Origin of the sequence: Streptomyces sp. NPDC058257 (genome assembly GCF_042881845.1) — a bacterium.
GTDB lineage: Bacteria > Actinomycetota > Actinomycetes > Streptomycetales > Streptomycetaceae > Streptomyces.
Genome location: NZ_JBHVXJ010000016.1, coordinates 32561 through 57441, shown reverse-complemented (window position 1 = coordinate 57441; position 24881 = coordinate 32561). Strand labels below are relative to the sequence as shown.

Sequence of the window (24881 nt, the reverse complement as noted above, 5' to 3'; positions counted from 1 at the left end):
TCAGCGGCTCCGCCGCGGGCGTGCCCGCACCCCGGACCTACCTGGGGCTCCGTCCCGGACCCCGCTCCTTGGACGCCGGTGGGGCTGAATCTCTCAGCCCCACCGTCGGCAACTCCCCCGCGCCCACCTCCAGCACACCCCGCTCCGTCACAAGCCCCGTCACCAAGGAACCCGGCGTCACGTCGAAGGCGGGGTTGTGGCCCCGCGACCCCGCCGGAGCGGTCCGCACCCCGCCCCACTCCAGGACCTCGTCCTCGCCCCGCAGTTCGATGTGGATGTCGGAGCCCGTCGCCGTGGCGAGATCCACCGTCGTCGTCGGCGCGGCCACCACGAACGGGATCCCCGCGTACGCGCACGCGAGGGCGATCCCCACCGTGCCCACCTTGTTGGCCGTGTCCCCGTTCGCAGCGATCCGGTCGGCGCCGACGATCGCCGCGTCCACCTCACCCCGCAGGATCGTGCCCGCGGCCGCCCCGTCCGCCTGGACGAAGTGCGGTATCCCCTCCTGCACCAGCTCCCACGCGGTGAGCCGCGCACCCTGGAGCAGGGGGCGGGTCTCATCGGCGTACACGGTCTCCAGGCTTCCACGGCCGTGCAGTTCGCGTATGACGCCCAGCGCCGTGCCCCACCCCGCCGTGGCGAGCGCACCCGTGTTGCAGTGGGTGAGGATCCGCAGCGGCCGGTCCACGGACACGCGCTTGAGGAGCCAGTCCGCCCCGAACGCGCCCATCGCGTGGTTCGCTTCCAGGTCCTCGCGCACGATCGCGTCGGCTTCCGCGAGCACCGCGGCCAGACCCGCGCCGATGAGCGGAGCGACCCGGTCCACGCACACCATGAGGTTCACCGCGGTGGGCCGCGCCGCACGCACCCGCGCGACCTCCGCGTCCAGGCGTGCCCGGTCCCAACCCTCGCGCGCGCCCTGCGCCATGGCGAGCGCGACGCCGTATCCGCCGGCCGCACCGATCGCGGGGGCGCCACGGACCACCAGGCGCACGATGGCGTCGATCAGCTGGTCGACGGTCGTGACGTCGAGACGCTCCAAGGCGTGCGGGAGCGCGGTCTGGTCGATGAGGGAGAGGGACGGCGCGCCACCCTCCACGGCTGCCGTCCACGTGACGGCGCGCAGGTCCTGGCTGCTCATGTGCTTGCTCAACTCCGGGAGAACAGGGGCGTTTGTGGCCATGCGGGGAGGGGGTGCCGTCACCGTACCTGACCTGCTCGAACCATATTTCGAGACGTTCGTGCGGCTGTCCGAAATCTGGTGCTACCCTCACCGCCACCCAGGACGGATCGACCCACGGTGCGAGGAGGACGGCCATGAAATCCCAGCGGACCGCCGGCTCCATGCGCTGCCCCGCCGTGACCGACGGCCGCCGAATGTGCCGCTGTCGCCGCTGTTGTCGCTGACCGGCTCCGGCTCTCCGGCCCCGCACGTCCGACCTCCCTGCCATCGCCTGGGCCACCAGGCTCCTTCGAGAAGGCGCTCCCGTATGTCCATGCCCCTGCGCAAGTCGCTTCGCGTATCCCGTCGTACGTCCCTTAGGCTCTCCTCGATCGTCGTCGGCGCCGCCCTTCTCGCCACCGGCTGCAACGCCGCGGCGAAGAGGGGCGGTACGGACGGCGGCGGAGCCGACGGAGCCAAGGCGTTCACGCTCGTCACGCCCGACCCGGTGGCCCAGAACGAGTTCCTCAAGCTGGCCGTCAGCGGGGTGAAGTCGGCGGCGAAGGCGCAGGACGCCGGGGCCCCGAAGGTCTTCCAGAGCAGCGACCCGGCCTCGCGGCAGCAGAACGTGCAGTCGGCCGTGGACTCCGCGCCCGACGTCATCGCACTCGTCGGGTTCGAGTTCGCCGACATCGCGGCACAGCAGGCCGAGGCACATCCCGACCAGCAGTTCCTGCTCGTCGACGCGTGCACGAAGAAGACGTACGAGAACGTCACCTGTGCGGTCTTCCGCGAGCACGAGGCGGTGTACCTCGCGGGCGCCGAGGCCGGGCTGCTCACCAGGAGCAAGAAGGTGGGAGCCGTCGTCGTCCTCGACTCCGTGCAGTTCCGGCGCTACAGCGAGCCGTTCGCGGCCGGTGCGAAGAAGGTCGAGGCGGCGGCCAGGTCCCGCACGCTCTTCGTGGGCGGGCAGTCCCCGTTCAGTGACGCGGCGCGTGCCAAGGACCAGGCCTCGACGCTCGGTTCGGGCGGGGCCGACCAGGTGATGGCGGCCGCCGCGGGCGGCAACACCGGTGTGTTCCAAGCCGCGAAGTCCAAGGGCTTCGAGGCGTACGGCGTCGACGCGAACCAGTGCCTCACAAGTCCGGGGGCCGTCGTCGACAACGTACTGAAGAAGACCGATGTCGCCGTCGAGAAGGGCATCGCGCAGATCCTGAAGGGCAAGGGCGGCACCACGGTGTCGTACGGCCTCAAGGAGGGCGGTATGTCGCTGACCGGTCTTGAGCCCGGGCTCGCGGACTCCAAGTGCCTGATCGCCGACCACAAGGACGTGCTGAAGCGCGTCGAGTCGCTGCGGGACGACATCGTCGCGGGGAAGCTGAAGGTCAATGACCCCGCGGCCTGAGTCCACCACCGCCGCCCCCGCGGTGGAGCTGCGGGGCATCACCAAGGAGTACCCCGGCACCCTCGCCAACGACCGGGTGGATCTGACCGTCGCGCGCGGTGAGATCCACGCCCTGATGGGCGAGAACGGCGCGGGCAAGTCGACGCTGATGTCCGTGCTCTACGGCCTTCAGCGGCCGGACGCCGGGCAGATCCTGCTCGACGGGCGCGAGCGCACGTTCGCGAGTCCGAGCGAGGCGATCGCGGCGGGCCTCGGCATGGTGCACCAGAGCTTCAAGCTGTTCCCGTCCTTCACGGTCGCCGAGAACGTCGTGTACGCCGCCGAGCCGCGCCGATTCGGTCTGACGGACCGGCGGGAGGCCGTGCGGCGGGTGGGCGCGCTCGCGGAGGAGCACGGGCTCGCCGTGGACCCGGCGGCGAAGGTCGGGGACCTGCCGGTGGGCGTGCGCCAGCGCGTGGAGATCCTCAAACTCCTCTACCGCGGCGCCCGTACGCTGATCCTCGACGAGCCGACCGCCGTCCTGACCCCGGCGGAGGCCGACGCCCTGTTCGGCGTCCTTCGCTCCCTGGCCGACGACGGGCGCACGGTTCTGCTCGTCACGCACAAACTGCGTGAGGTGATCGAGGGCAGCGACGCGGTGACCGTCCTGCGGGACGGCCGGGTCGCGGCGCGGATGCGGACCGCCGACACCGGCGCGGACGGGATCGCCGCTGCGATGACGGGACGCGCGGTGGAGCTCGACCGCGTGCGTCCGACGGGTGCGCCGGGCGGCGAGGTCCTGTCGGTCGAGTCCGTCTCGACGGACGCGGTGCGCGAGGCGACGCTCTCCGTGCGGGCGGGCGAGATCGTGGGCATCGCGGGAGTGGCGGGCAACGGTCAGAGTGAACTCGTCGAGGCCATCGCCGGGTTGCGCCCGGTGTCCGGCGGCCGGGTCACGCTCTCCGGTCAGGACATCACGGACTCCTCGGCCGCGGGGCGCCGGGCGGCGGGTCTCTCGTACGTCCCCGAGGACCGCGTGGCGGTCGGCACGGCGCCGGGGGCGACGATCGCCGAGAACCTGGCGATGGGCCACCACCGGGGGCACGGCCTGCTGCGCCCCGCCTGGTTCCGTGAGCACGCGCGCGTCCTGATCGACCGCTTCGGCATCAAGGCGGCCTCGTCCCGCCACACGGCGGGCTCGCTGTCGGGCGGCAATCTGCAGAAGCTGGTGATCGGCCGTGAACTCGCCCATGAATCACCCCTGTTGATCGTCGAACAGCCCACCCGAGGCGTCGACATCGGCGCCATCGAGACGATCCACGACCAGCTGATCGCCCACCGCGACGCGGGCCACGCCATCCTCATGGTCTCGGCCGAACTGAGCGAGATCCGGGGCCTGTCCGACCGTGTCCTGGTGATGTACGAGGGCCGGGTGGCCGCCGAGTACGCGCGTGCGGACGCCGACGAGCGCACCCTTGGGCTCGCGATGGCGGGCGGCGCCGACCCGGGCCGCATCGCCGAAGGAACCGCAGGGACCGCAGAGGCCACAGAGACCGCGGCGACCGGCTCGCACACCGCGCCCGTCGCTGTCGCCGCCGACGCACCGGACGCTCCCCCCGCCTCGCCCGTGCCTGGCGGCGGACCCGGGTCCGGCCCGGCCATTCCGCCTCCCCGCGACAGCGGTCGGCCCGTCCCGTCGAAGGAGGCTCCCTGACATGGGCGCCACGATCCGCTCCCTCGGCGGCCGGAGCCTGCGCTCCCCCGCTCTGCACTCCGTCGTCGCCGCCGTCCTCGTCGGCGCCCTCTTCCTGATCGGGACCGGCGCCGATCCCGTCGGGGCGTACGGCTCCGTCGTCAGTGGCGCGCTCGGGCCCGACGGCATCGGGTCCACTCTCACCACCGGGACCAGCATCATCGGCCTGGCCGTCGCGCTGGCGATCCCCATGCGGGCGGGGCTGCTCAACCTGGGCGGGGACGGGCAGTTGGTGCTCGGCGGGATCGCCGCCGCTGCCACCGGGCTCTACTCGCCGTTGCCCGCGCCGCTGACCGTCGTCGCCTCGCTGCTCGCGGGGATGGCGGCAGGCGCCGCCTACGCCGCACTCGCAGCGGTGTGCCAGAACCGGTTCGGGGTGCCGCTGCTCGTCAGCAGTCTGCTGCTCGGGTATCCGGCGATGTCCTTCGCCTCCTACCTCGCGCGTTTTCCGCTCAAGGAGGAGGGGTCGAGCCTTCCGCAGACCCGGCGGCTGCCGGACGGGGTCGAGCTGCCCGCGTTCGGGTCGTCGACCGTCACCGTCGGACTGCTCCTCGTGGCGGTCGCGGCCGCGGTCTTCATGTTCGCCGACGCCCGTACCGCCACCGGCTACGAGATCCGCATGACGGGTCTCAATCCACGCTTCGCCGCGTACGCGGGGGTCGACAGGCCACGGCTCACGCTCAGGCTCATGGCGCTCTCCGGCGCCGTCGCGGGCCTGGTGGGTGCCGTCGGCGTGCTCAGCTTCCCCTACCGCTTCATCGACGGTTCGCTGACCGCGGCCGGGCACACCTGGACCGGCCTCACGGCCGCGCTGCTGGCCGCCGCCGCGCCCATCGGGACCGCCGTCGCCGCCCTGTTCTTCGCGGCGCTCGAAGTGGGCGGGCTCGCCATGGAGCGGACCACCGAGGTGCCGCGCGAGCTGGCCCAGGTCCTGCAAGCCGTCGTCATCGTCTTTCTGGCGGCCCGGCTGAACCTGACGTGGCGACGGGCGAGGAAGAAGCCCGACGGCGCGCAGGAGCCCACCGACACGAAGGAAGTGAGCGTGCGATGAGCATCGACTCCGCGCTGTTCCATTCGGCGCTCCTCGCCCTCACCCCGATCCTCCTCGCCGCACTCGGCGGCGCGATCTGCGAGCGCGCGGGCGTCTTCAACATCGGCCTCGAAGGCATGATGCTGATCGGCTGCTTCAGCGGCGTCGCGGGCAGCTGGTTCACCGGGAGCGCCTGGCTCGGTGTCGTGTTCGCCGCCCTCGCGTCGGCCGCGTACTCGATGGTCCTGGCCGTCGGGACGATCTCGCTGCGCGGGGACGCCGTCGTCCTCGGCGTCGCGCTCAACCTCCTCGCGGTCGGCCTGACCGGCTTCCTGCTGCGCACGGTCTTCGGCGTGCAGGGCACCTTCTCCGATCCGGGTCTTGCCGGGCTCGACGGCATCGACGTCCCGTTCGTCGGGGCGGCCCTGTCCGGGCACTCCGCACTCGTGTACCTCTCGTGGGCCGCCGTCGCCGTGGCGGCGGTCTTCCTCGCCCGCCACCCCTGGGGCCTTCGCCTGCGCGGCGTCGGCGAGGCGCCCGACGCGGCGGCGACGCTGGGTGTGAACCCGGCGAAGTACCAGTACGCCGCCGTTCTGACGTCCGGTGTCCTGTGCGGTCTCGCGGGCGCCCAACTGGCTCTCGGCAACGTCACGTTGTTCTCCGAGGACATGACGGCCGGGCGTGGTTGGATCGCCGTGGTGGCCGTGATGCTGGGCCGCGCCCTGCCGCTCGGCGTCCTGCTCGCCGGGCTGCTCTTCGGCATCGCGGAGGCCGTCGGCTTCCGTCTCCAGGGGCTCGGCATGCCGCAACAGGCGACCGACGCGGCCCCGTACGTGGTGACCCTGGCCGCCCTCTTCCTGTCCACGGCGCGCAGGCGCCGCCGCAAGACGCCCCTGGTAGGAGCACCTTCATGACGACCGACGCCCACATGCTCACCGACGCGCTGCCCATCACCCGCGTCCCCCGCGCCGGCCTGCCCACCCGCGCGGTCGTCGTCGGCGACCCGGCGCGCGCCGGCGCCGTCGCCGATCTCCTGGACGACGCGAAGGAGGTGTCGTACCACCGCGAGTACCGCACCTTCACCGGCAGCTGGCAGGGCACCCCGGTCGTCGTCGCCTCGCACGGCGTCGGCGCCCCCGGCGCGATCCTGCTCTTCCAGGAGCTCGCGGAGGCCGGCGTCACCACCATCCTGCGGCTCGGCACCGCGGGCGCGATCCGCCCCGGCATCCGCGACGGCGATCTGGTCATCGCGGACGCGGCGGTACGCGACGACGGCGTGACGCAGCAGCTGATCCCCGCCGAGTACCCGGCCTTCGCGGCTCCCGAGGCGGTCATCGCGCTCCAGCGTGCCGCCCGCGCCGCCGACGCGCCCTACCACCGCGGCGTGGTGTGGACGCGGGCCGCTTTCCAGCCGGGCTTCCTGCCGCTGCCCGGCGAGGCCTACGCGGCCGCCGGGATCACGGCCATCGAGATGGAGCTCTCGGCGCTGTACGTCTTCGCGTCCACGCACGGCCTCACGGCGGGCGGCGCGCTCGTCGTCGACGGCGCCAACGCCGACGAACTCGTCGACGAGGAAGCCACCGGTGGCTACAACCCGCACCGGGACGTGGTGGCCGAGGGAGTCGACCGCGGCGCCCGGATAGCCTTGGACGCCCTGCGCCTGCTGGCCTCCACGGAGCACTGAGCGGAGCGCTGAGCCGTACGCGAACCGACGCCTCGAACCACCTCACGGAGAACAGAAGCGATGCACCCCACTGACCTGCCGGCCCAGGACCGGGGCGGTTCCATAGATCTCCTGGTCCACGGCGGCGACGTCCTCACCGTCGACGCGTCGGGCACTGTCGTGGAGCACGGCGCCGTCGCCGTGCGCGACGGGCGGATCGTCGAGGTCGGCCCGGCCGAGCGGCTGCGCGCCGCCTATGAGGCGGCCGACGAGCTGGACGCCCGCGGCTGTCTCGTCCTGCCCGGCCTCATCAACACGCACACCCACCTGGCGATGACCCTCTTCCGCGGCATCGCGGACGACGTCACGCTCCAGGGCTTCCTGGCCCGCGTGATCCCGGCCGAGGCGGAGCGGCTCTCCCCGCAGACGGTGACGGCGGGCATCCGGGGCGCGATCGCCGAGTCCGTACGCGGCGGGGTCACCACCGCGCTCGACATGTACTGGTTCCACGAGGCGGCCGAGGCCGTGGCCCGCGACGCGGGGTGGCGCCTCCTGACGGGCCCCACGTTCATGGACGTACCGGGCCCGCCGGACGGCCGCGCCTACGCCGACCGGCTCGGCTGGGCCGCGGCCGACCTGGCCGCCCGCACCCCGGCGCCGGGCACGCGCCCGGTCCTCTTCGCGCACTCGGCGTACACGCTGGACCCCGAGCAGCTGACGGCGATCAGCGCGCTGGCCCGCGAGCACGGCGCCCTGCTGCACCTGCACGCCGCCGAGAACGCGGGCGAGGTGGAGATGGTCACCGAGCAGCACGGGATGCGGCCCGTGGAGCTGCTCGACTCGCTCGGCGTACTCGGCCCGGACACGCTGCTCGCACACGCGGTCGACCTCACGGACGCCGAGATCGAGACCATCGCCCGCACCGGCACGGCGATCGCGCACTGCCCGGTGTCGAACCTGAAACTGGGCTGCGGCATCGCGCGCGTCCCCGACCTGCTCGACGCCGGCGTCACGGTGGGCCTGGGCACGGACGGCGCGGTGAGTTCCAACACGCTCGACCTGCTCGGCGCGGTGAAGCTCGCGGCGCTCGTGCACAAGGCGGGCGGTGATCCGACGGCGGTCGGCGCCGAGCAGGCCGTACGGATGGCGACCATCGAATCCGCGCGGGCCCTGGGCCTCGGCGACCAGCTGGGTTCCCTGGAGGCGGGCAAGCGCGCGGACCTGATCGTCCTCGACCTCTCCCGGCCGCATCTCACACCGCGGCACGACCCGTGGTCGATGCTGGCGTACGCGGCGGCGTCCTTTGACGTCAGGGACACCGTCGTCGACGGTCGTGTCCTGATGCGGGACCGTACGCTGGAGACAGTGGACGAGCAGCGCGCGCTGCGAGCCCTGCGGGACGCGGCGGCCTCCGCGGCGCCGAGCACGTCCGAAACGCGACCAAGCACCTCAAGCACCTCCGAAGTGGCAAGCACCGTATGACCATCGAACCCGCCCGCATGACCGTCGAGCCCACGCGCGGCTTCACCGGCCGCGCCCGGGCCGCCGACCGCGACCCGCGGCTGCCTCCCGGGCAGTACGACGCGGCGGACGGCTGGCCCGTCCTGTCCGCCGAGGTGACGCCCGAGCTCACGTCCGCGGACTGGACGTTCCGCGTGGACGGTCTCGTCACCTCCCCGCGGACCTGGACGTGGGACGAGGCGCACGCGCTGCCCGCGTCCGAGTACCGCGGCGACATCCACTGCGTGACCAGCTGGTCCAAGTTCGGGGTGCGCTTCGGCGGGGTGAGCCTGGACGCGTTCCTGGCCGCCGCGGGGCCGCGTCCCGAGGCCACCCACGTCGTCGCGTACTCGTACACGGGCTACACCACGAGCCTCCCGCTCTCCGATGTGACGGGCGGGAAGGCGTGGATCGTCTGGGAGTACGGGGACGGCCCGCTGCCTCCCGAGCACGGTGGCCCGGCGCGCCTGATCGTCCCCCACCTCTACTTCTGGAAGAGCGCGAAGTGGGTCGCGGGCCTGCGGCTCCTGGACCACGACGAGCCCGGATTCTGGGAGCAGAACGGCTACCACCCCCGGGGAAATCCCTGGCGGGAGGAGCGTTACTCCGGTGACTGAGACTGTGGCTGGGACTGTGGCTGGGACTGGGACTGTGGCTGGGACTTTCGTGCCCCCGACGCGGTTCGCCGTGCCCGGGCGGATCGCGGTGAGCAATCGCGCGGCGGCGGAGTGGCAGCGGGCCGTGGTGGTGGACGTCCGGCGCGAGAACGCGGCCGGCACGGTGTCGAGCTTCCGCCTGAAGGTGCCCGACTGGCAGGGACATCTGCCGGGCCAGCACCTGATGCTGCGGCTCACGGCGCCGGACGGATACGTGGCTCAGCGCCATTACTCGATCGCTTCAGCTCCTGACGAGGGCGGCGAGATCGAGCTGACCCTGGACCACGTGCCGGACGGCGAGGTCTCCGGCCATCTGCACACGGTCGCCCGCGTCGGCGACGTGGTGGAGGTGCGGGGTCCGCTGTCCGGGTTCTTCGCCTGGCCCGGGGACCGCCCCGCGCTGCTCCTCGGGGCGGGCTCCGGTGTGGTGCCGCTGATGTCGATGCTGCGGCACTGGCGGGGGGCCGGGCGTCCGGTGCCGCTGCGGCTCGTCGTCTCGGCGCGCACGCCGGAGGATCTGATCTACCCGGACGAGTACGGCGACGAGACCACGGTCGTGTTCACGCGCAGGGAGGGCAGGCTGAGCGCCGAGCACTTGGCGCCGCTGCTCGGCGCGGCTCAGCCCGAGGGGGGCTGGGAGGCGTACGTCTGCGGGTCGAACGGGTTCGCCGAGCACGCGTCGCGCCTGCTGGTCGCCGGGGGCCAGCCGGTCGATCGGATCCGCATCGAGCGGTTCGGGTAGGGGATGTCCTCGGACGAACTCGGCGGAGCCGGTGATGACGGCGACCGAGGCACCAGGCCCCGCGCCGGCGGCCCGCTGCGGAGCCGCAGGTGTCACAGCCGGGAAGCGGCGGGGTCGGGGAAATGAAGCCCGCTGGAGGCGCCCCGGCCCACCCCGCCTACGGCGAAACCTCCTCCAACCGCCGCCCCGCCGTCTCCTCCGCCCCGAAGGCGGCCACGACACAACCGGCCACGGCGACCGCCCCCAGCATCACGAACACCATGGACACACTCCCGCCCGCGTACACGGCCCCCACCACGATCGGGCCGAGAATGACGCCGAGCCGGTTCATCGCCCCGCCCACGCTGCTCCCCAAGGCCCGCATCCGCGTCGGAAAGAGCTCCGGCGTGTACAGGTACAGGCAGATGTTGGAGCCGAAGAAGAAGACCGCCGCCAGCGAGGTCCACACCAGGACCTGAACCGGCGTACCCGCACCCACCGCCGCGAGCCCCACCAGCATCACCGCCGCCCCTCCCAGACACCCGGCGATGACCTTCCGCCGCCCCACCCGGTCGACCGTGAGCGCGGCGACGAGGCAGCCGAGCAGGCCCGCGCAGGACGTGACAGTGGAGTAGAGGAGCGCGTCCGAGAGGGAGAGGCTGTAGCGGTTCTGGTAGATCGTCGGTAGCCACGACGTGATGCCGTAGTTGACGAAGTAGCCGGTGAACCAGAGCACGCCGATCACCAGCGTCCGGCGCCGGTAGCGGCCGGTGAAGAGGCCGCGCAGTCCGGACGCGGCTTCCCCGGGAGCCGCGACGGGCAGCGCCTTGGGAACGGGCGGCAAGGGTTTCCCCGTGATCCGTTCGACCTCGGCCTCGATCCCGCTCATCACCTCGGCCGCCTCATCGGACCTGCCGTGGTCCGCCAGCCACCGCGGCGACTCGGGGACCTTTCGCTGTACAAGGACGCAGAGCAGACCCGGCAGCGCGGCAAGGGCGTACATCCAGCGCCAGCCGAGAATCGGCACCACCCAGGCCGCGACCAGCGCGCCCACGGTGAGACCCGCCGGGAACACCAGCTCGTAGAGCAGGACGAAGCGGCCACGCTGGTGGCTGCGGGTGATCTCGGCGATGAAGGTCGCCGCCACCGGCACCTCACCCCCGATCGCCAGGCCCTGGACGAACCTCAGGGCCATGAAGGATTCGGGCGACGTGGCGAAGGAGAGGGCCAGGCTGGCGACGCTGGACACCGCCACGCACAGCGCGATGACCTTCACCCGGCCGATCCGGTCCGCGAGCCGCCCGGAGAGCAACGCCCCGATCAGCATGCCGATCGAGCCGACGGTGAGCAGCAGCGTCGCGGCGGAGGTGCTGAGGTCCCACTCCTGGCGCAGTCCGGGCAGGGCGTAGGCGATCAGGAGCTGGTCGAAGGCCTCGAAGAAGGTGACCGCGCCCACGATGAGCCGGACGGTGACGTGCCAGCGGCACAGAGGGAGCCGCTCGAAGCGGGCGGCAATGGCGGCCCGGACCGCTCGGTCCGGGGAAGCGTCGATCGTCATGCGGAACTCCGCTGCTGAGGGGGCGGGGGCGGACGAGCGGGGGAGGCGACCGGCCACGGCGTCTGGGGAAACCCCGGCCAAGAAGCGGGTAAGCGCAAAGTTTCTAAGGGCTTAAGTTGTACCGCCCCGGGCCCGGAGCACGTCAAGAGCCTGTGCAGGGGAAATCAGCGAAGAGCGCTCCCCCGCCGGGTCTTGCGCTCCGGATATTTAAGCCCTTAGATTTCTAGCGCTTACCGAAAAACGTCGGGCGCTCACCTCGGCCCGGGGCCCAAGTCCCGCCCGGTCCCGCCCAGTCACGCCCAAGCCACGCCCAGTCACACCCAAGCCACGCCCAAGCCACGCCCAGTCACACCCGAGCCACGCCCGAGCCACGCCCGGCCACACCCAAGTCCCGTCCCGCCAGGAGGCCTCCATGCTCCGCATCCCAGCCGACGAAGCACTCATCGCGGGCGAGTGGCGACGCGGAGCGGGCGCCCCCGCCGACACCGTCGACCCGGCGACGGGGCACGTCATCGCCACCGTCCACGCGGTCTCCCTCGACGAGGTCGCCGAAGCGGCGCGGGGAGCGGCCGCCGCCGCGGCTGACCCCCGCTGGCGCGGCCTCCTGCCCCACCGGCGCGCCCTGCTCCTGCACCGCGTCGCCGAGTTGATCGAGGCGTCCACGGACGAGCTCGCCGCCCTGCAGACCGCCGACACCGGCAAGGCGCTCACCGAGACCCGCGCCCTGGTGGGCAGCGCGGCGGCCACCTTCCGCTACACGGCCGCCGCCCTGGAGACCGCCGAAGAGGCGATCACGCCCTCGCGCGGCGACTACGTGACGCTGAGCGTGTACGAGCCGATCGGCGTCGTCGGCGCCATCAACCCGTGGAACTCCCCGGTCGCCAGCGACGCCCAGAAGCTCGCCCCCGCCCTCGCGGGCGGAAACGCGGTCCTGCTCAAGCCCGCCGAGTGGACCCCGCTCGTCTCCCTGGCGCTCGGCCGCCTGATCACCCGCGCCCTGGATGAACTCGGCCTTCCCGCAGGCCTGCTGTCCGTGCTCACCGGGCGCGGCAGCCTCGTCGGGGACGCGATCGTCCGCGATCCGCGCGTCGGCAAGGTCACCTTCACCGGAGGCACGGGCACGGGCCGTACGCTCGCGCACGCGGCCGCCGAGAAGCTGATGCCCCTCTCGCTCGAACTGGGCGGCAAGTCGCCGACGGTCGTCCTCGCCGACGCCGACGTGGAACAGGCCCTGGCCGGAGTGATGTTCGGCGTCTTCTCCTCCAGCGGGCAGTCCTGCGTCGCGGGGTCACGGCTCTTCGTCGCACGTGAGCTGTACGAGGAGTTCGTGGGTGAACTGGTGCGGCGCGTGCGGAAGTTGCGGGTCGGTCCCGGCATCGACCCCGGCACCCAGGTCGCCCCGCTCGTCCATCACGAGCACCGGGACTCCGTCGCCTCGTACGTCGATCTCGCCCGCGAGGAAGGCGCACGGGTGCTGTGCGGTGGAGGCGTACCGGAGGGCTCGGCGTACCGGGACGGGGCGTACTACCTGCCCACCGTCCTGGACGGGCTCCCGAACTCATCGCGGACCTGCCAGGAGGAGATCTTCGGGCCCGTCCTTGTCGCGCTGCCCTTCGACGACGAGGACGATCTCGTGCACCAGGCCAACTCCAGTGTCCACGGCCTCGCCTGCGGCATCTGGACCCGTGACCACCGCGCCGCCTGGCGGATCGCGCGGCGAGTCGACGCGGGCACCGTCTGGATCAACACCTACAAGCAGTTCAGCATCGCCACGCCCTTCGGCGGCATGAAGGAGAGCGGCCTCGGCCGCGAGAAGGGCCGCGACGGCATCCGCGCCTACCAGCGCCAGAAGTCCCTGTACTGGGGCACCTCCGACGCGCCTCTCCCCTGGGCCAACTGAACCCCGTACCTCTGGAGCAGGTCATGACCCAACCGCCCATCGCCCGTCTACGAGCCCTGCGCTCCGTCGAACTCCGCACCCCCTCCTTCACCGAGGCGGCCGATTTCTACCAGGAGGTATGGGGCCTGGAGACCGTCGAGGCCGAGCGCGGCACCGCCGCATGGCTGCGCGGCACCGGCGCCGAGCACCACGCCCTCCAGCTCACCCGCGCCGACCGCACGGGCCTGGGCAAGCTCTCCTTCGCGGTGGGCACGCCCGCCGAGGTCGACGAGGCCGCCCGCGGGCTCCTCGCGCGCGGCATCACGCCGGTCGCCGGACCAGGGCCGCTCGACCAGGTCGGCGGCGGCTACGGCCTGCGCTTCACCGACCCCGAGCACCGCCTGGTCGAGATCAGCGCGGAGGTCCACGCGGTGGCGCCGCGCGGCCGGGACGGCGCCGTGCCGGTCGGCGTCACGCACGCGGTGCTCAACACGGCGGACATCGACGCCTCCGTCGCCTTCTACCGCGATGTGCTCGGGCTGCGCGTCTCCGACTGGTCCGAGCACCAGATGGCGTTCCTGCGCTGCAACGCCGACCACCACTGCATCGCCTTCAACCAGGCCCCGTGGGCCTCGCTCAACCACGTGGCGTACGAGATGAGTTCGGTCGACCACTTCATGCGGGGCCTGGGCCGGCTCAGGCACCACGGCATCGATCCGCAGTGGGGCCCGGGACGGCACGGCCCCGGCAACAACACCTTCTCCTACTTCACCGACCCCTCCGGACTCGTCTGCGAGTACACGTCCGAGGTCGCCCAGATCGTCGAGGACGCGTGGATCGCCCGCGTCTGGCGGCGGATCCCCGAGCTGTCCGACCTGTGGGGCACGGCCGGGCCGCCCTCGAAGGAGATCCGCTGCCACATGGCGGGGTCACCCGATCCCGGCCCGCTGTCCCCCCGGAACGAACGGGAGGTCCAGGCATGAGCGCCGTACGCAAGGTCGGCGTCGTCGGCTGGGGGGCGATCGGCCGCGTCGTCGGTGCCGCACTCGCCGAACGCCACGTCACCGGGGCCGAGTTGACGTGCCTCGTGGACAACCGTGCGCTCGGCGACAGCGCCCCCGCCCCGCAGGTCTCCTTCGACGATGCCATGGAGCGCTGCGATCTCATCGTGGAGGCGGCGGGCCAAGGGGTCGTACGGGAATGGGGCGAGCGCGTCCTCACCTCCGGGACCGATCTGCTGATCGCCTCGACCGGCGCGCTCACCGACGAGGAGCTCGCCAAACGGCTCCTTTCCGCGGGGCCCGGCCGGGTCTACTTCACCGGTGGCGCGGTCGGCGGTCTCGATCTGCTCCAGGCGGTGCGCTCGCTCGGCCCGCTCGACGAGGTGCGGCTCACCACCACGAAGCTGCCGTCCACGCTCGAACAGCCCTGGATGGACGAGGAGTTGCTGTCCCGGATGCGGACGGCGACCGGACCGGTCCAGGTCATGTCCGGGACCGCGCGCGATGTCCCCGTGAAGTTCCCGAGATCGACGAATGTCGCGGCGTCGGTCGCCCTCGCCGTCGGCGACCTGGACGCCGTGCGGGTCCAGGTCGTCGCCGATCCCGGCGCCCACCACACGCGGCATGTCGTCGAGGCGTCCGGCGCGCACGGCACGTACCGCTTCGAGGTCGCGCATCTGCCCGACCCGGACAACCCGGCGACCAGCCAGGTCGTGCCGTACGCGGTCCTGCGCAGCCTCGCGGCGCTCGTGGGACGGACGGGGCAGATCCTGTGACCGCCGCCGTCCACGTCGAGGAGGCGGGATCCGCCGGGCCGCTCCTGCTCTGCCTGCACGGCATCGGCTCCTCGTCCGCGGCCTTCGCACCGCAGCTCGCCGAGCTGTCCGCGTACGTGAGAGTCGTGGCCTGGGACGCTCCCGGATACGCCAAGTCAGCCGATCCGAAAGGGCCGTTGGACCTGGACGGCTTCGCGGACGCGGCGGCCTCCCTCATCCGGCAGCGCGGCACGAGCGCCCACGTCCTCGGTGTCTCGTGGGGCGGGGTGATCGCGCTGCGGCTCGCGGCCCGGCACCCGGAGCTGGTCGACTCGCTGATCGTCGCGGACTCCAGCTCCGGCTCCGGCACCGACCCCGCGAAGGCCGACGCCATGCGGCAGCGGGCCGCCGACCTTGCGGAACTCGGGCCGCGGGCGTTCGCCGAACGGCGCGGACCCCGGCTCGTCTCGCCAGAAGCGCCCCCTCAGCTCGTCCAGCGGGTCGTCGACACCATGGCCGAGTCCGTGCGCCTGCCCGGATACGCGTACGCCGCCGAGTCCATGGCCGCCGCCGACCTGCGCGCCGAGATCCCCTCCATCACCGCTCCCGCCCTCGTCCTCTGCGGCGACCAGGACCGGGTCACCGGCGTCGAGGCCTCACAGGCCATCGCCGGCGCCCTGCACAGAACCGCCTACGTGATCGTCAAGGACGCCGGTCACCTGGCCAACCAGGAGCGGCCCGAGGCCTTCAACGCCTGGGTCCTCTCCCACCTCCGCATCACCGCCCGCATCCCCGAACACCTCTGAGAAGGAGCCCCTCCATGCCTCTCACCACCACCGGGTACGACAACGGCGGCGACCTCGGCGAGTACACCGACTCGCTGATCGCCACCAAGGAGTCCCGCGTCGCGGACTTCAGCACGCTGTCCTTCCAGGAGAAGGCGGGCCCGCAGTACCGCCGCGGGCAGATCCGTTACGTCGGCTCCGGCGCGACCGGCAACCACGAGAACGACAGCCGCATCCTGCCGTCCGGCGGCTTCACCTTCTCCAACATGCTGCTCCCGCCGGGCGCCGAGGGCCCCGAGCACACCCACCACGACGTCGAGGAGGCCTTCTTCGTTCTGGAGGGGCAGGTCAGGGTGGGCATCCACCGGGGGTCCGGCGAGGCCGAGTACCGCACGCTCGGCTACCGCGACATGATCGTCGTCCCGGCGGGCGTGGCGCGCTCCCTGAAGAACGAGGGCGACACCGACGCGCTCTTCTGCGTCGTCATCGGCACACAGAAGCCGCAGGTGCCCACGTACCCCGAGCACTCGCCGATGCACGGCGTCACCCGTGACTGACGACCGCACCGTCGTCATCACCGGCGCGGGCCGTGGCCTGGGACTCGCCATGGCCCGCCGGGTGGGCGCGGACGGCTTTCGGGTCGTCGTCGCGGAGGTGGACGAGGCGCGCGGCGCTGAAGCCGCCGCCGAGCTTCGCACGGAGGGTCTGGACGCCCATTTCGTACGGTGCGATGTGGCGGACCCTGCGTCGGTCGAAGAACTCGCCCGCGCCGTAGCCGACTTGGGCCCTCTGTACGGCCTGGTCAACAGTGCCGCGCTCGCCAACGGCGTCGGCGGCAAGGAGTTCCAGGACATCGACGTCGAGGTGTGGGACCGCTTGATGGCGGTCAACGCCCGCGGCCCGTGGCTGGTCGCCAAGGCCCTCCACCCGCTCTTCCGCACGCCGGGGCGCATCGTCAACATCGCTTCTGACGCAGCCCTTTACGGATCGCCGCGCCTGGCCCACTACGTCGCCTCCAAGGGCGCGGTCATCGCGCTGACCCGGGCGATGGCGCGTGAGCTCGGCGAGAAGGGCGTCACCGTGAACGCGGTGGCGCCCGGCCTGACCGAGGTCGAGGCCACCGAGACGGTGCCGGCCGAGCGGCACGCGCTCTACCGGGACAACCGGGCGATCTCGCGCCCGCAGCAGCCGGACGACCTCGTCGGGCTCGTCTCCTTCCTCCTCTCCGAGGAGTCCCGCTATCTGACCGGACAGGTGATCGCCGTAAACGGCGGCTTCACCATGAACTGACGTAACGGAGCTTCTAGTCATGGATCTGGGCCTCTCCGACCGGACCGTACTGGTCACCGGCGGCAGCTCGGGCGTCGGCCTGGCCACGGTCCGCGCCCTGCTCGACGAGGGCGCGCGCGTCGCGACCTGCGGGCGTGACGCCGGCCGCCTCGCGAAGGCGGCGGCCGGACTCGGCGGCGGCGACCGCCTCCTCACAGGCGTGTGTGACGTACGCGACGCGGACGCCGTGCGGGAGTTCACCGAGCGCGCGGCCGACACCTTCGGCTCGGTCGACGGGCTCGTCAACAACGCGGGGCAGTCCCGTATGAAGGGCCTGGACGAGTCGACCGCCGAGGACTGGCGCGACGAGCTGGAACTGAAGTTCGCCGGCGTTCTCAACCCCCTGCACGCCGCACGGCCGCACCTGGCGGCGTCGGACGCGGCGAGTGTCGTCAACGTCAACGCGGTCCTCGCCAAGCAGCCCGAACCCCGGCTCATCACCACGAGCGCGGCCCGCGCGGGCATCCTCAACCTCTCCAAGTCCCTGGCCACGGAGCTCGCCCCGCAAGGCATCCGCGTCAACTCGGTCTGCCTGGGCCTGATCGACACCGGCCAGTGGACCCGCCGTCACGCGGCTGCCGACTCCGGTCTCGGTTACGAGGAGTGGCAGGCCGATCTCGCGGCGGACCGCGGTATCGCCCTCGGGCGGCTCGGCCGCGCGGAGGAGGTCGCGTACGCGATCGTCGCGCTGCTCTCGCCCCGCGCCTCCTACACCACCGGCACCAGCATCGACGTCTGCGGCGGCGTCGGCCGCGGCATCCTCTGAGGAGCTCACCCCATGCCACCCATGTCACCCACGCCATCCATGTCACCCACGCCATCCGCGCGCTACGCCACCGGCGGCGATCTCCTCGTCGCCGTCCTGCGGGAACTCGGCATCGACACGGTCTTCGGGATCGTCAGCGTGCACAATCTGCCGCTGGTAGAGGCGGTCGACCGGGAGCTGCGCTTCGTGCCGGTACGCCACGAGGCGACCGCCGTGAACGCCGCCGACGCCTACGGCCGTGCGCGCGGCTCCCTGGGCTGCGCGCTCACCTCGACCGGCACCGGCGCGGGCAACGCGGCGGGTTCCCTGGTCGAGGCGCTGAGCGCGGGCACGTCCGTCCTGCACGTCACCGGTCAGGTGGAGGCCGAGTTCCTGGGCAGCGGCCGGGGCTTCATCCACGAGACCAAGGACCAGCTGGGCATGCTCGGGGCGGTGTCCAAGTACGCCGCGACGGTGCCGTCCACCGACACGGCGGGCCGGATCCTGCGCGAGGCGGCACGGGCGGCGCTGACGGATCCGGGCGGCCCGGCGAGCGTGGAGTGGCCGGTGGATCTGCAGTACGCGGCCCAGACGGACCCACAGAGTCCGGCGAGCGCGCCCCCGGCCGACCCGGCCGACCCGGCCGACCCATCCGACGCAGTACCGGCGCGCGCACCGGCCGCTGACGCGGACACCTGGGGTCGCGTGCGGGCAGAAGGCGAACCGGTGACCACCGAAACTCTCCGTCCCACCGGTCCGGGCCACGCGGCGGACGTGGGCCGGGAGGCCACCGGCTCCCCCGCGACACCTGGGTCACCCGAGTCACCCGCGACACCCGGGTCACCCAGTTCGCCCTCCCCCGCACTCGCAGACCGCGGGTCAGTCGCCGCTCCTTCGCCGTTCGGCGACCGGCGCTCCGGTCACCCGTTTCCCGCCGAAGGCGAACTGGCCTCCGCTCAAGCCCTTCTGGCCGCCGCCCGGCGCCCCGTCGTCTGGGCCGGTGGCGGAGCCACCCGCGCGCGCGGCGAGCTGGCCGAGCTGCTCCACGCCACCAGCGCGGGACTGCTCACCTCCAACTCCGGCCGCGGCTCGGTGCCCGAGGACCACCCGCAGGTGATCGGAAACTTCGCCACCACCCCGGCCGCCCGCTCCCTCCTCGCGGACGCGGACCTGCTCCTGACCGTCGGCACGCACTTCCGGTCCAACGAGACCGCCGACTACGGACTCACGCTCCCCGAGGCACACATCCAGGTCGACATCGACGCCGACGCCCTCGGCCGCGTCTACCCGGCGCGCCACGCCCTGCACGGTCACGCGCCCGACGTGCTCGCGGCCCTGCTGCCGCACGCCCGCCGGGCCGACGAGAGCTGGACGCGACGTGTCGCGGCCGTCCGCGAGGACGTCCGCGCCACCCTGCACGACAGCATCGGCCCCCAGGCCGCGATCTGCGACGCCATCCGTGCCGCGCTGCCCCGCGAGGCGGTCGTCGCCCGCGACGTGACCATCCCGTCAAGCAGCTGGGGCAACCGGCTCCTGGAGATGTACGACCCCCGCGACAACGTCTTCCCGCGCGGCGGCGGCATCGGGCAGGGGCTCGGCATGGGCATCGGCGCGGCGCTCGCACGGCCCGACGCGCCCACCGTCGTCCTCGCGGGGGACGGCGGGCTCGCCGTCCACCTGGGGGAACTCCTCACGCTCGCCCAGGAGCGGCCCCGGCTGACCCTGATCGTCTTCAACGACGGCGGATACGGGGTGCTCCGCAACATGCAGGACCGCTACAGCGAGCGCCGCTCCGGAGTCGATCTCGCCACGCCCGACTTCGAACTTCTGGCCGGGGCGTGCGGTCTCGCCTACGCCAGGATCGCCGCCGAGGAGCACGCGCACCCGGTGATCAGCCACGCCGTCGCCTCCGCCGGGCCGACCCTCGTGGAGGTCGACCTGGCCCGGCTCGGACCGATGAAGAACCCGTTCACCCCGCCCGTCAAGATCCCCGGCCAGTGAGGAGGACCCCACCATGGACAACCCCGCTATGGACGAGAGCGCACTCACGCTCCTTGTGCGCCGCATGACCTGGGAGGCGGACGGAGTCCTCTCCGTCGAGCTCACCCACCCGGACGGCAAGCCGCTGCCCGCGTGGACCCCCGGCGCGCACCTCGACCTCCACACCGGCGGTCATGTACGCCAGTACAGCCTGTGCGGCGACCCGCGGAACGTGTCCGCGTACCGCATCGGGGTCCTCAACGAGGCTTCCTCGCGCGGCGGTTCACGGCACGTGCACACCGCGCTGCGGCCCGGCCAGACGGTCACCGCGTCCGAGCCGCGCAACCACTTCGCGCTGGAGGATGCCCCCGGCTATCTCTTCGTCGCGGGCGGCATCGGCGTCACTCCGCTCCTCGCGATGGCGCGCGACGCGGCACGGCGCGGAGCCGACTGGCGCATGGTGTACGGCGGGCGCGACCGGGGATCGATGGCGTTCACCGACGAGCTGGGTGAACTGGCCGACTCGGGCGGCGACTTGACCGTCGTACCGCAGGACGAGCACGGCCACATCGACCTCGCGACGGCGCTCGACGGACTGCCCGACGGCACGCTCGTGTACTGCTGCGGCCCCGAACCGCTGCTCGCCGCCGTGGAGGCGCTCTGCCCTGCCGAGCGGCTGCGCGTGGAGCGGTTCGCCGCGCCCGTCGTGGAGCGCGCCGGGGGCGACTCCGCGTTCGAGGTGGAGTGCCGCCGCTCCGGCGTGACCCTCTCCGTCGACGCCGGCACGTCCATCCTGCGGGCCGCCGAGACCGCGGGCCTGAGTGTCACGAGCTCCTGCCAGGAAGGCATCTGCGGCAGCTGCGAGACCCGCGTGCTCGGCGGCACGCCCGACCACCGCGACTTCCTGCTCAGCGAGGCCGAGCACGCCGCGAACGCCTCGATGATGATCTGCGTCTCGCGCCGCGCGTCCGGCCGTCTCGTCCTCGACCTGTAATCCCGCACCGGAGGCAATAGTGACCACCACCTGGCCCTACCTGCACATCCACCAGTCCCGGACACACGAGCCGACCCCCTACGAGTACAAGCTCGCCGCCACCCTCGAAGAGGTGTTCACCAAGGAGGGCCATGAACTGCCCGATGTCGTACGTGGCTTGAACGCCCGCCAGGTGCCCGCGCCCGGCGGCGACCAGTGGACCGAAGAGTCCTTCCGTGCCGAGATGATCCGACTGGGAGCGTGACCCCGATGACCGCCCTTACCGCGAGCGCCGACCACATCTACGCCACCGGCCTGCGCAACCAATGGCATCCCGTCGTCCCCTCGGACTTCGTCGCCCCCGGCGCCATGCGCAAGGTCACCGCGCTCGGCGAGCAGTGGCTGCTCTTCCGCCGCTCGGACGGCGCCCTGTCGATGCTGGCCGACCGCTGCCCGCACCGCGGCGCGCCCCTCTCGCTGGGGAAACATCTGGGTGACCGGGTGGCCTGCTGGTACCACGGCGTGGAGATCGAGACCGACGGCACCGTCTCCTCCGTACCGGGACTGCCGGGGTGCAGTCTGGAGGGCAGGAAGCTCGTCGCGTCGCTGCCCGTACGGGAGATCGGCGGCGCGATCCTCGCGTACTTCGGCGACGAGCGGCACCCGGAGCCCGCCGAACTCACGCTGCCCGAGCCGCTCACCGACCCCGACGTCGACGCGATCCTCTGTTACGCGGAGTGGGACGGCCCTTGGCGGTTCGCGGTGGAGAACCTCCTCGACCCGATGCACGGCGCCTTCCTGCACCGCGAGTCGCACACGATGTTCGACGGCGACACCACCGCGAAGTTCCGCATCCGGGAGACGGACCGCGGCTACTTCTTCGAGAAGACCGACCAGCGGGGCGTCAACTTCGACTGGGTGGAGCTGTGCCGCACCGGGGTGGACTGGGTGGACCTGACCATCCCGTACCCGCCGTCGGCGGGCCCCGGGGGCCCGTTCGGGATCGTCGGCATGGTCTGCCCCGTCGACGAGAACCGGACCGGCGTCTTCTTCTGGCGCTACCGGCGCGTCCAGGGCTGGCAGCGCGACACCTGGCGCTTCCTCTACAAGACCCTCATCGAGGAGCGCCACTGGCAGGTACTCGAACAGGACCGGGTGATGCTGGAGGCGATGCCCGCCGACGCCGACCAGCGCGAGAACCTCTACCAGCACGACCTGGGTGTGGTCCGGCTGCGCCGGATGTACCGCGCGGAGGCTCAGGCTCAAGCCTCTGTCTCGTGAGGTTCGTCGGAGTCGGTGATGGACCGCTCCAGCTTGGACATCAGACGGGCCAGCTGGCGGCACTCGGCCGGGGTGAGTCCGCCGAGCATCCGGCGTTCGTTGTCGAGATGCTCGGTGAACACCTCGTCGATCTTGGCGAGGCCCGTCTCGGTGAGCCGTGAGTAGACGACGCGGCGGTCCTCCGCGTCGCGCTCGCGCACGATGAGACCGTCCTTCTCCAGGCGGTCGATGCGCAGCGTCACCCCCGCCGACGAGACGAGGCCGGAGTCGGCGAGCTGGCCCGCCGTGAGCCGGTAAGGCGCCCCGGCCCTGCGGAGCGCGGTCAGCACGTCGAACCCCGCGACCGCGAGGCCGTGCCGCTCGATCGCGGTGGTGAGCCTGGTGTTGTAGCGCAGGAAGGTCCGGTGCAGCCGCGCGAGGACCTCGAGCGGCGCGGTGTCCAGCTCCGGCCGTTCTCGCGCCCAGTCCTCGATGATCGATGCGACCGCGTCCCGCTGGGCCCCCGCCGACTTCTTCCCGGCCATGTGCCGTAGCCTCCCTCTCGCCCGCGCCGTGGTCAGTAAGGAAATCTTAGCGCTGAGAGAAATACGTATGCGGCGGACCCACGTGCACGACAGTCATGGAACACGCCATAATCATCCGATACATCGGATGTCTTCTGTCTTGCGAGGCGAGGTCCCATGGCTGTCACCGACGAGGCCATCGAAAAGATCAAGGGCATGATCGTCTCCGGCGCCCTGCGCCCCGGCGACCGGCTGCCCAAAGAGAGTGAACTCGCCGCCGACCTGGGCCTTTCACGCAACTCGCTGCGCGAGGCGGTGCGTGCCCTCTCCTTGATCCGCATCCTCGACGTACGGCAGGGCGACGGCACGTACGTCACGAGCCTGGACCCGCAGCTGCTTCTCGAAGCCCTGAGCTTCGTCGTCGACTTCCACCGCGACGACACGGTCCTTGAGTTCCTCGCGGTACGCCGCATCCTGGAGCCGGCCGCCACGGCGATGGCCAGCGTCCACATCACCGAGGCCGAACTCGACGTGCTGACGGCGCAGTTGGACGCCCTGGGGGCGGCACCTTCGGTGGAGGAACTGGTCGCCTGCGACCTGGAGTTCCACCGCGGCATTGTGCAGTCGTCCGGCAACTCGGTGCTCTGCTCGCTCCTCGACGGCCTCTCCGGACCCACCACACGGGCCCGTGTCTGGCGCGGGCTCACCCAGGAGGACGCCGTGAGCCGGACCCTGCACGAGCACCGCGCGATCCTCACCGCACTGCGCGACCGCGACGCCGAAGCGGCCAGGTCGTGGGCGACGGTGCACATCGCGAGCGTGGAGCAGTGGCTGCGCTCGACGCTGTGAAGCGCCCCCCGCCGTGGGAGTGCGCGGGCCTCTCGCGGGGCAGTGATCCGGACATTGAAGCCCGAGCGAGGGGGCTGCGGAGGGCCCCGCCGGAAGCCGTAAGGTTGGGTCGTACATAAAGGACGTCGGAAGGAGGCCTGGGTGATCGAGCTCGAGGGAGTTCCCGAGCTGGTCGACCCGGTCATGGTGGCCGCGTTCGAGGGCTGGAACGACGCCGGCGACGCCGCCTCCACCGCGGTCGCGCATCTCGACAAGGAGTGGAAGGGCGAGGTCTTCGCGGCACTGGACGCCGAGGACTACTACGACTTCCAGGTCAACCGCCCCACGGTCTTCCTGGAAGGCGGCGTCCGCAAGATCACCTGGCCGACGACCCGGCTCTCGGTGGTCCGCGTCGGCGGTGACAAGCCGCGCGACCTCGTACTGGTCCGCGGGATCGAGCCGTCGATGCGCTGGCGCTCGTTCTGCAACGAGATCCTCGGCTTCGCGCACGAGCTGGGCGTGGAGCTGGTGGTGATCCTGGGCGCGCTGCTCGGCGACACCCCGCACACGCGCCCCGTCCCGGTCAGCGGCGTCACCTCCGACCCGGATCTGGCCCGCACCATGGACCTGGAAGAGACGAAGTACGAAGGCCCGACGGGAATTGTCGGCATTCTCCAGGAAGCGTGCACGCACGCGGGCGTCCCCGCGGTGAGCCTGTGGGCGGCCGTCCCGCACTACGTGTCGCAGCCGCCGAACCCGAAGGCCACGCTCGCGCTCCTGAACCGCCTCGAAGACCTCATCGGCATGCGGATCCCCCTCGGCGATCTCGCCGAGGACGCGCGCGCCTGGCAGGTGGGCGTGGACCAGCTGGCGGCCGAGGACAGCGAGGTCGCCGAGTACGTCCAGTCCCTTGAGGAGGCGCGGGACACCGCCGAGCTGCCCGAGGCGACCGGTGAGGCGATCGCCCGTGAGTTCGAGCGTTATCTGCGGCGGCGCGACGGCGGCGGTCCTCCGCAAGCCGGCGGCCACGCCACGGAGGGCGGTGACGCGGCCTCGTACCTGCGCGACAGCCAGGGCGGCGACCGCACACGACCGCCGAAGCCGCAGGCGCGTCCTGAACCGGAGCCGGGAACGGGGACGGGTCCGGGAACAGATCCGGGATCGGGTCCGGGAACAGGGACGGGAACAGGTCCGGGAACAGGTCCGGACGAGGAGAACAGCGGCGATTCCGGTCCGTCTGATTCCTCCGAGGAGTGACTGGAGCGAAGAGCGGAACACCACGTGGGGGGGGCGCCCCCCCGGGGCCCCCCCCCCCGCTTTGGGGGGGCGGGCCGCTGTGTGGGGGGGGTGGGGGGGCGGGGCTGGGGCGGGCCTGCGGGGGTGTTGGGTGCGGGC

The 24881-nt window shown here is 72.2% G+C and carries 24 protein-coding genes; 21 read left to right on the top strand and 3 right to left on the bottom strand.

Annotated elements, in window-relative coordinates; translation table 11 throughout:
- Positions 1-37: 37 nt before the first annotated feature.
- Positions 38-1141 (bottom strand): S-methyl-5-thioribose-1-phosphate isomerase, encoded by a 1104-nt coding sequence (gene mtnA / locus ACFVXC_RS30795; protein ID WP_389911758.1) that lies wholly within the window; start codon positions 1139-1141, stop codon positions 38-40.
- Between the two features lie 349 nt (positions 1142-1490).
- Between mtnA and ACFVXC_RS30790 the strand changes: the two genes are divergently transcribed.
- From ACFVXC_RS30790 to ACFVXC_RS30755, 8 genes are read left to right on the top strand one after another with little or no spacing between them, the layout of a single operon-like run.
- Complete coding sequence (locus tag ACFVXC_RS30790) at positions 1491-2567, top strand: BMP family ABC transporter substrate-binding protein (RefSeq protein WP_389911755.1); 1077 nt, start codon at positions 1491-1493, stop codon at positions 2565-2567.
- A complete protein-coding gene (locus ACFVXC_RS30785; RefSeq protein WP_389911752.1) occupies positions 2551-4260 on the top strand; it encodes an ABC transporter ATP-binding protein in 1710 nt (569 codons plus the stop codon). Before ACFVXC_RS30790 ends, ACFVXC_RS30785 begins: the two co-directional genes overlap by 17 nt.
- Position 4261: 1 nt before the next feature.
- A complete protein-coding gene (locus ACFVXC_RS30780) occupies positions 4262-5350 on the top strand; it encodes an ABC transporter permease (RefSeq protein ID WP_389911749.1) in 1089 nt (362 codons plus the stop codon).
- A complete protein-coding gene (locus ACFVXC_RS30775) occupies positions 5347-6243 on the top strand; it encodes an ABC transporter permease (protein ID WP_389911747.1) in 897 nt (298 codons plus the stop codon). Before ACFVXC_RS30780 ends, ACFVXC_RS30775 begins: the two co-directional genes overlap by 4 nt.
- A 14-nt stretch (positions 6244-6257) precedes the next feature.
- Positions 6258-7013 (top strand): nucleoside phosphorylase, encoded by a 756-nt coding sequence (locus ACFVXC_RS30770; RefSeq protein WP_389912085.1) that lies wholly within the window; start codon positions 6258-6260, stop codon positions 7011-7013.
- 60 nt (positions 7014-7073) lie between these two features.
- Entirely contained in the window at positions 7074-8474 is a 1401-nt protein-coding gene (locus tag ACFVXC_RS30765) for an amidohydrolase (protein WP_389911744.1), read from the top strand.
- Positions 8471-9109, top strand: a complete 639-nt coding sequence (locus tag ACFVXC_RS30760; RefSeq protein ID WP_389911742.1) for a sulfite oxidase-like oxidoreductase — start codon at positions 8471-8473, stop codon at positions 9107-9109. Before ACFVXC_RS30765 ends, ACFVXC_RS30760 begins: the two co-directional genes overlap by 4 nt.
- Before the next feature lie 34 nt (positions 9110-9143).
- A complete protein-coding gene (locus ACFVXC_RS30755; RefSeq protein WP_389911739.1) occupies positions 9144-9890 on the top strand; it encodes a ferredoxin reductase in 747 nt (248 codons plus the stop codon).
- A 157-nt stretch (positions 9891-10047) separates the two neighbouring features.
- On the opposite strand, the gene ACFVXC_RS30750 is transcribed toward ACFVXC_RS30755, so the two are convergent.
- On the bottom strand, positions 10048-11427 hold the full coding sequence (locus ACFVXC_RS30750) for an MFS transporter (RefSeq protein WP_389911736.1): 1380 nt from the start codon (positions 11425-11427) through the stop codon (positions 10048-10050).
- Positions 11428-11839: 412 nt separating this feature from the next.
- Here ACFVXC_RS30750 and ACFVXC_RS30745 point away from each other — a divergent pair, with 412 nt between their 5' ends.
- The 11 genes from ACFVXC_RS30745 to ACFVXC_RS30695 are packed head-to-tail and all read left to right on the top strand — an operon-like array spanning position 11840 to position 22155.
- Positions 11840-13327, top strand: a complete 1488-nt coding sequence (locus tag ACFVXC_RS30745; protein ID WP_389911734.1) for an aldehyde dehydrogenase family protein — start codon at positions 11840-11842, stop codon at positions 13325-13327.
- 23 nt (positions 13328-13350) lie between these two features.
- Positions 13351-14289, top strand: coding sequence for a VOC family protein (locus tag ACFVXC_RS30740; protein WP_389911731.1), 939 nt, complete (start codon positions 13351-13353; stop codon positions 14287-14289).
- The gene (locus ACFVXC_RS30735; protein ID WP_389911728.1) at positions 14286-15083 is read left to right on the top strand and encodes an aspartate dehydrogenase domain-containing protein; all 798 of its coding nucleotides are present in this window, start codon (positions 14286-14288) and stop codon (positions 15081-15083) included. The genes ACFVXC_RS30740 and ACFVXC_RS30735 overlap by 4 nt, the downstream gene beginning before the upstream one ends.
- Positions 15080-15868 (top strand): alpha/beta fold hydrolase, encoded by a 789-nt coding sequence (locus tag ACFVXC_RS30730; RefSeq protein ID WP_389911725.1) that lies wholly within the window; start codon positions 15080-15082, stop codon positions 15866-15868. The genes ACFVXC_RS30735 and ACFVXC_RS30730 overlap by 4 nt, the downstream gene beginning before the upstream one ends.
- Before the next feature lie 14 nt (positions 15869-15882).
- Positions 15883-16404: a cupin domain-containing protein gene (locus ACFVXC_RS30725; RefSeq protein WP_389911722.1), complete on the top strand. Its 522-nt coding sequence runs from the start codon at positions 15883-15885 to the stop codon at positions 16402-16404.
- Positions 16397-17137 carry an SDR family oxidoreductase gene (locus ACFVXC_RS30720; protein ID WP_389911719.1) on the top strand — a complete coding sequence of 247 codons (741 nt, stop codon included), beginning with the start codon at positions 16397-16399 and terminating at the stop codon, positions 17135-17137. The genes ACFVXC_RS30725 and ACFVXC_RS30720 overlap by 8 nt, the downstream gene beginning before the upstream one ends.
- A gap of 19 nt (positions 17138-17156) precedes the next feature.
- Positions 17157-17942, top strand: coding sequence for an SDR family oxidoreductase (locus ACFVXC_RS30715; protein WP_389911717.1), 786 nt, complete (start codon positions 17157-17159; stop codon positions 17940-17942).
- Between the two features lie 39 nt (positions 17943-17981).
- A complete protein-coding gene (locus ACFVXC_RS30710) occupies positions 17982-19922 on the top strand; it encodes a thiamine pyrophosphate-binding protein (RefSeq protein WP_389911715.1) in 1941 nt (646 codons plus the stop codon).
- Between the two features lie 28 nt (positions 19923-19950).
- Entirely contained in the window at positions 19951-20895 is a 945-nt protein-coding gene (locus tag ACFVXC_RS30705; protein ID WP_389912082.1) for a PDR/VanB family oxidoreductase, read from the top strand.
- Between the two features lie 19 nt (positions 20896-20914).
- Positions 20915-21139, top strand: coding sequence for a recombinase-like helix-turn-helix domain-containing protein (locus tag ACFVXC_RS30700; protein WP_389911712.1), 225 nt, complete (start codon positions 20915-20917; stop codon positions 21137-21139).
- 5 nt (positions 21140-21144) lie between these two features.
- Entirely contained in the window at positions 21145-22155 is a 1011-nt protein-coding gene (locus ACFVXC_RS30695) for a Rieske 2Fe-2S domain-containing protein (protein WP_389911709.1), read from the top strand.
- Here the strand turns inward: ACFVXC_RS30695 and ACFVXC_RS30690 are convergent.
- On the bottom strand, positions 22137-22679 hold the full coding sequence (locus tag ACFVXC_RS30690) for a MarR family winged helix-turn-helix transcriptional regulator (protein ID WP_389911706.1): 543 nt from the start codon (positions 22677-22679) through the stop codon (positions 22137-22139). The genes ACFVXC_RS30695 and ACFVXC_RS30690 overlap by 19 nt on opposite strands.
- A gap of 156 nt (positions 22680-22835) precedes the next feature.
- On the opposite strand from ACFVXC_RS30690, the gene ACFVXC_RS30685 reads away from it, so the two are divergent.
- Complete coding sequence (locus tag ACFVXC_RS30685; RefSeq protein ID WP_135332691.1) at positions 22836-23507, top strand: FadR/GntR family transcriptional regulator; 672 nt, start codon at positions 22836-22838, stop codon at positions 23505-23507.
- Positions 23508-23648: 141 nt separating this feature from the next.
- Entirely contained in the window at positions 23649-24743 is a 1095-nt protein-coding gene (locus ACFVXC_RS30680; protein ID WP_389911703.1) for a PAC2 family protein, read from the top strand.
- The last annotated feature ends 138 nt before the right edge of the window (positions 24744-24881 follow it).

Excerpts from the sequence above, each read along its gene's own strand:
- ACFVXC_RS30770 (WP_389912085.1), top strand. The coding sequence starts at position 6,258 with ATGCTCACCGACGCGCTGCCCATCACCCGCGTCCCCCGCGCCGGCCTG.
- ACFVXC_RS30745 (WP_389911734.1), top strand. The coding sequence starts at position 11,840 with ATGCTCCGCATCCCAGCCGACGAAGCACTCATCGCGGGCGAGTGGCGA.
- ACFVXC_RS30715 (WP_389911717.1), top strand. The coding sequence starts at position 17,157 with ATGGATCTGGGCCTCTCCGACCGGACCGTACTGGTCACCGGCGGCAGC.
- ACFVXC_RS30690 (WP_389911706.1), bottom strand. The coding sequence starts at position 22,679 with ATGGCCGGGAAGAAGTCGGCGGGGGCCCAGCGGGACGCGGTCGCATCG.
- ACFVXC_RS30710 (WP_389911715.1), top strand. The coding sequence starts at position 17,982 with ATGTCACCCACGCCATCCGCGCGCTACGCCACCGGCGGCGATCTCCTC.
- ACFVXC_RS30740 (WP_389911731.1), top strand. The coding sequence starts at position 13,351 with ATGACCCAACCGCCCATCGCCCGTCTACGAGCCCTGCGCTCCGTCGAA.
- ACFVXC_RS30765 (WP_389911744.1), top strand. The coding sequence starts at position 7,074 with ATGCACCCCACTGACCTGCCGGCCCAGGACCGGGGCGGTTCCATAGAT.
- mtnA (WP_389911758.1), bottom strand. The coding sequence starts at position 1,141 with ATGAGCAGCCAGGACCTGCGCGCCGTCACGTGGACGGCAGCCGTGGAG.
- ACFVXC_RS30790 (WP_389911755.1), top strand. The coding sequence starts at position 1,491 with ATGTCCATGCCCCTGCGCAAGTCGCTTCGCGTATCCCGTCGTACGTCC.
- ACFVXC_RS30685 (WP_135332691.1), top strand. The coding sequence starts at position 22,836 with ATGGCTGTCACCGACGAGGCCATCGAAAAGATCAAGGGCATGATCGTC.
- ACFVXC_RS30750 (WP_389911736.1), bottom strand. The coding sequence starts at position 11,427 with ATGACGATCGACGCTTCCCCGGACCGAGCGGTCCGGGCCGCCATTGCC.
- ACFVXC_RS30775 (WP_389911747.1), top strand. The coding sequence starts at position 5,347 with ATGAGCATCGACTCCGCGCTGTTCCATTCGGCGCTCCTCGCCCTCACC.
- ACFVXC_RS30725 (WP_389911722.1), top strand. The coding sequence starts at position 15,883 with ATGCCTCTCACCACCACCGGGTACGACAACGGCGGCGACCTCGGCGAG.
- ACFVXC_RS30705 (WP_389912082.1), top strand. The coding sequence starts at position 19,951 with ATGGACGAGAGCGCACTCACGCTCCTTGTGCGCCGCATGACCTGGGAG.
- ACFVXC_RS30760 (WP_389911742.1), top strand. The coding sequence starts at position 8,471 with ATGACCATCGAACCCGCCCGCATGACCGTCGAGCCCACGCGCGGCTTC.
- ACFVXC_RS30785 (WP_389911752.1), top strand. The coding sequence starts at position 2,551 with ATGACCCCGCGGCCTGAGTCCACCACCGCCGCCCCCGCGGTGGAGCTG.
- ACFVXC_RS30780 (WP_389911749.1), top strand. The coding sequence starts at position 4,262 with ATGGGCGCCACGATCCGCTCCCTCGGCGGCCGGAGCCTGCGCTCCCCC.
- ACFVXC_RS30735 (WP_389911728.1), top strand. The coding sequence starts at position 14,286 with ATGAGCGCCGTACGCAAGGTCGGCGTCGTCGGCTGGGGGGCGATCGGC.
- ACFVXC_RS30695 (WP_389911709.1), top strand. The coding sequence starts at position 21,145 with ATGACCGCCCTTACCGCGAGCGCCGACCACATCTACGCCACCGGCCTG.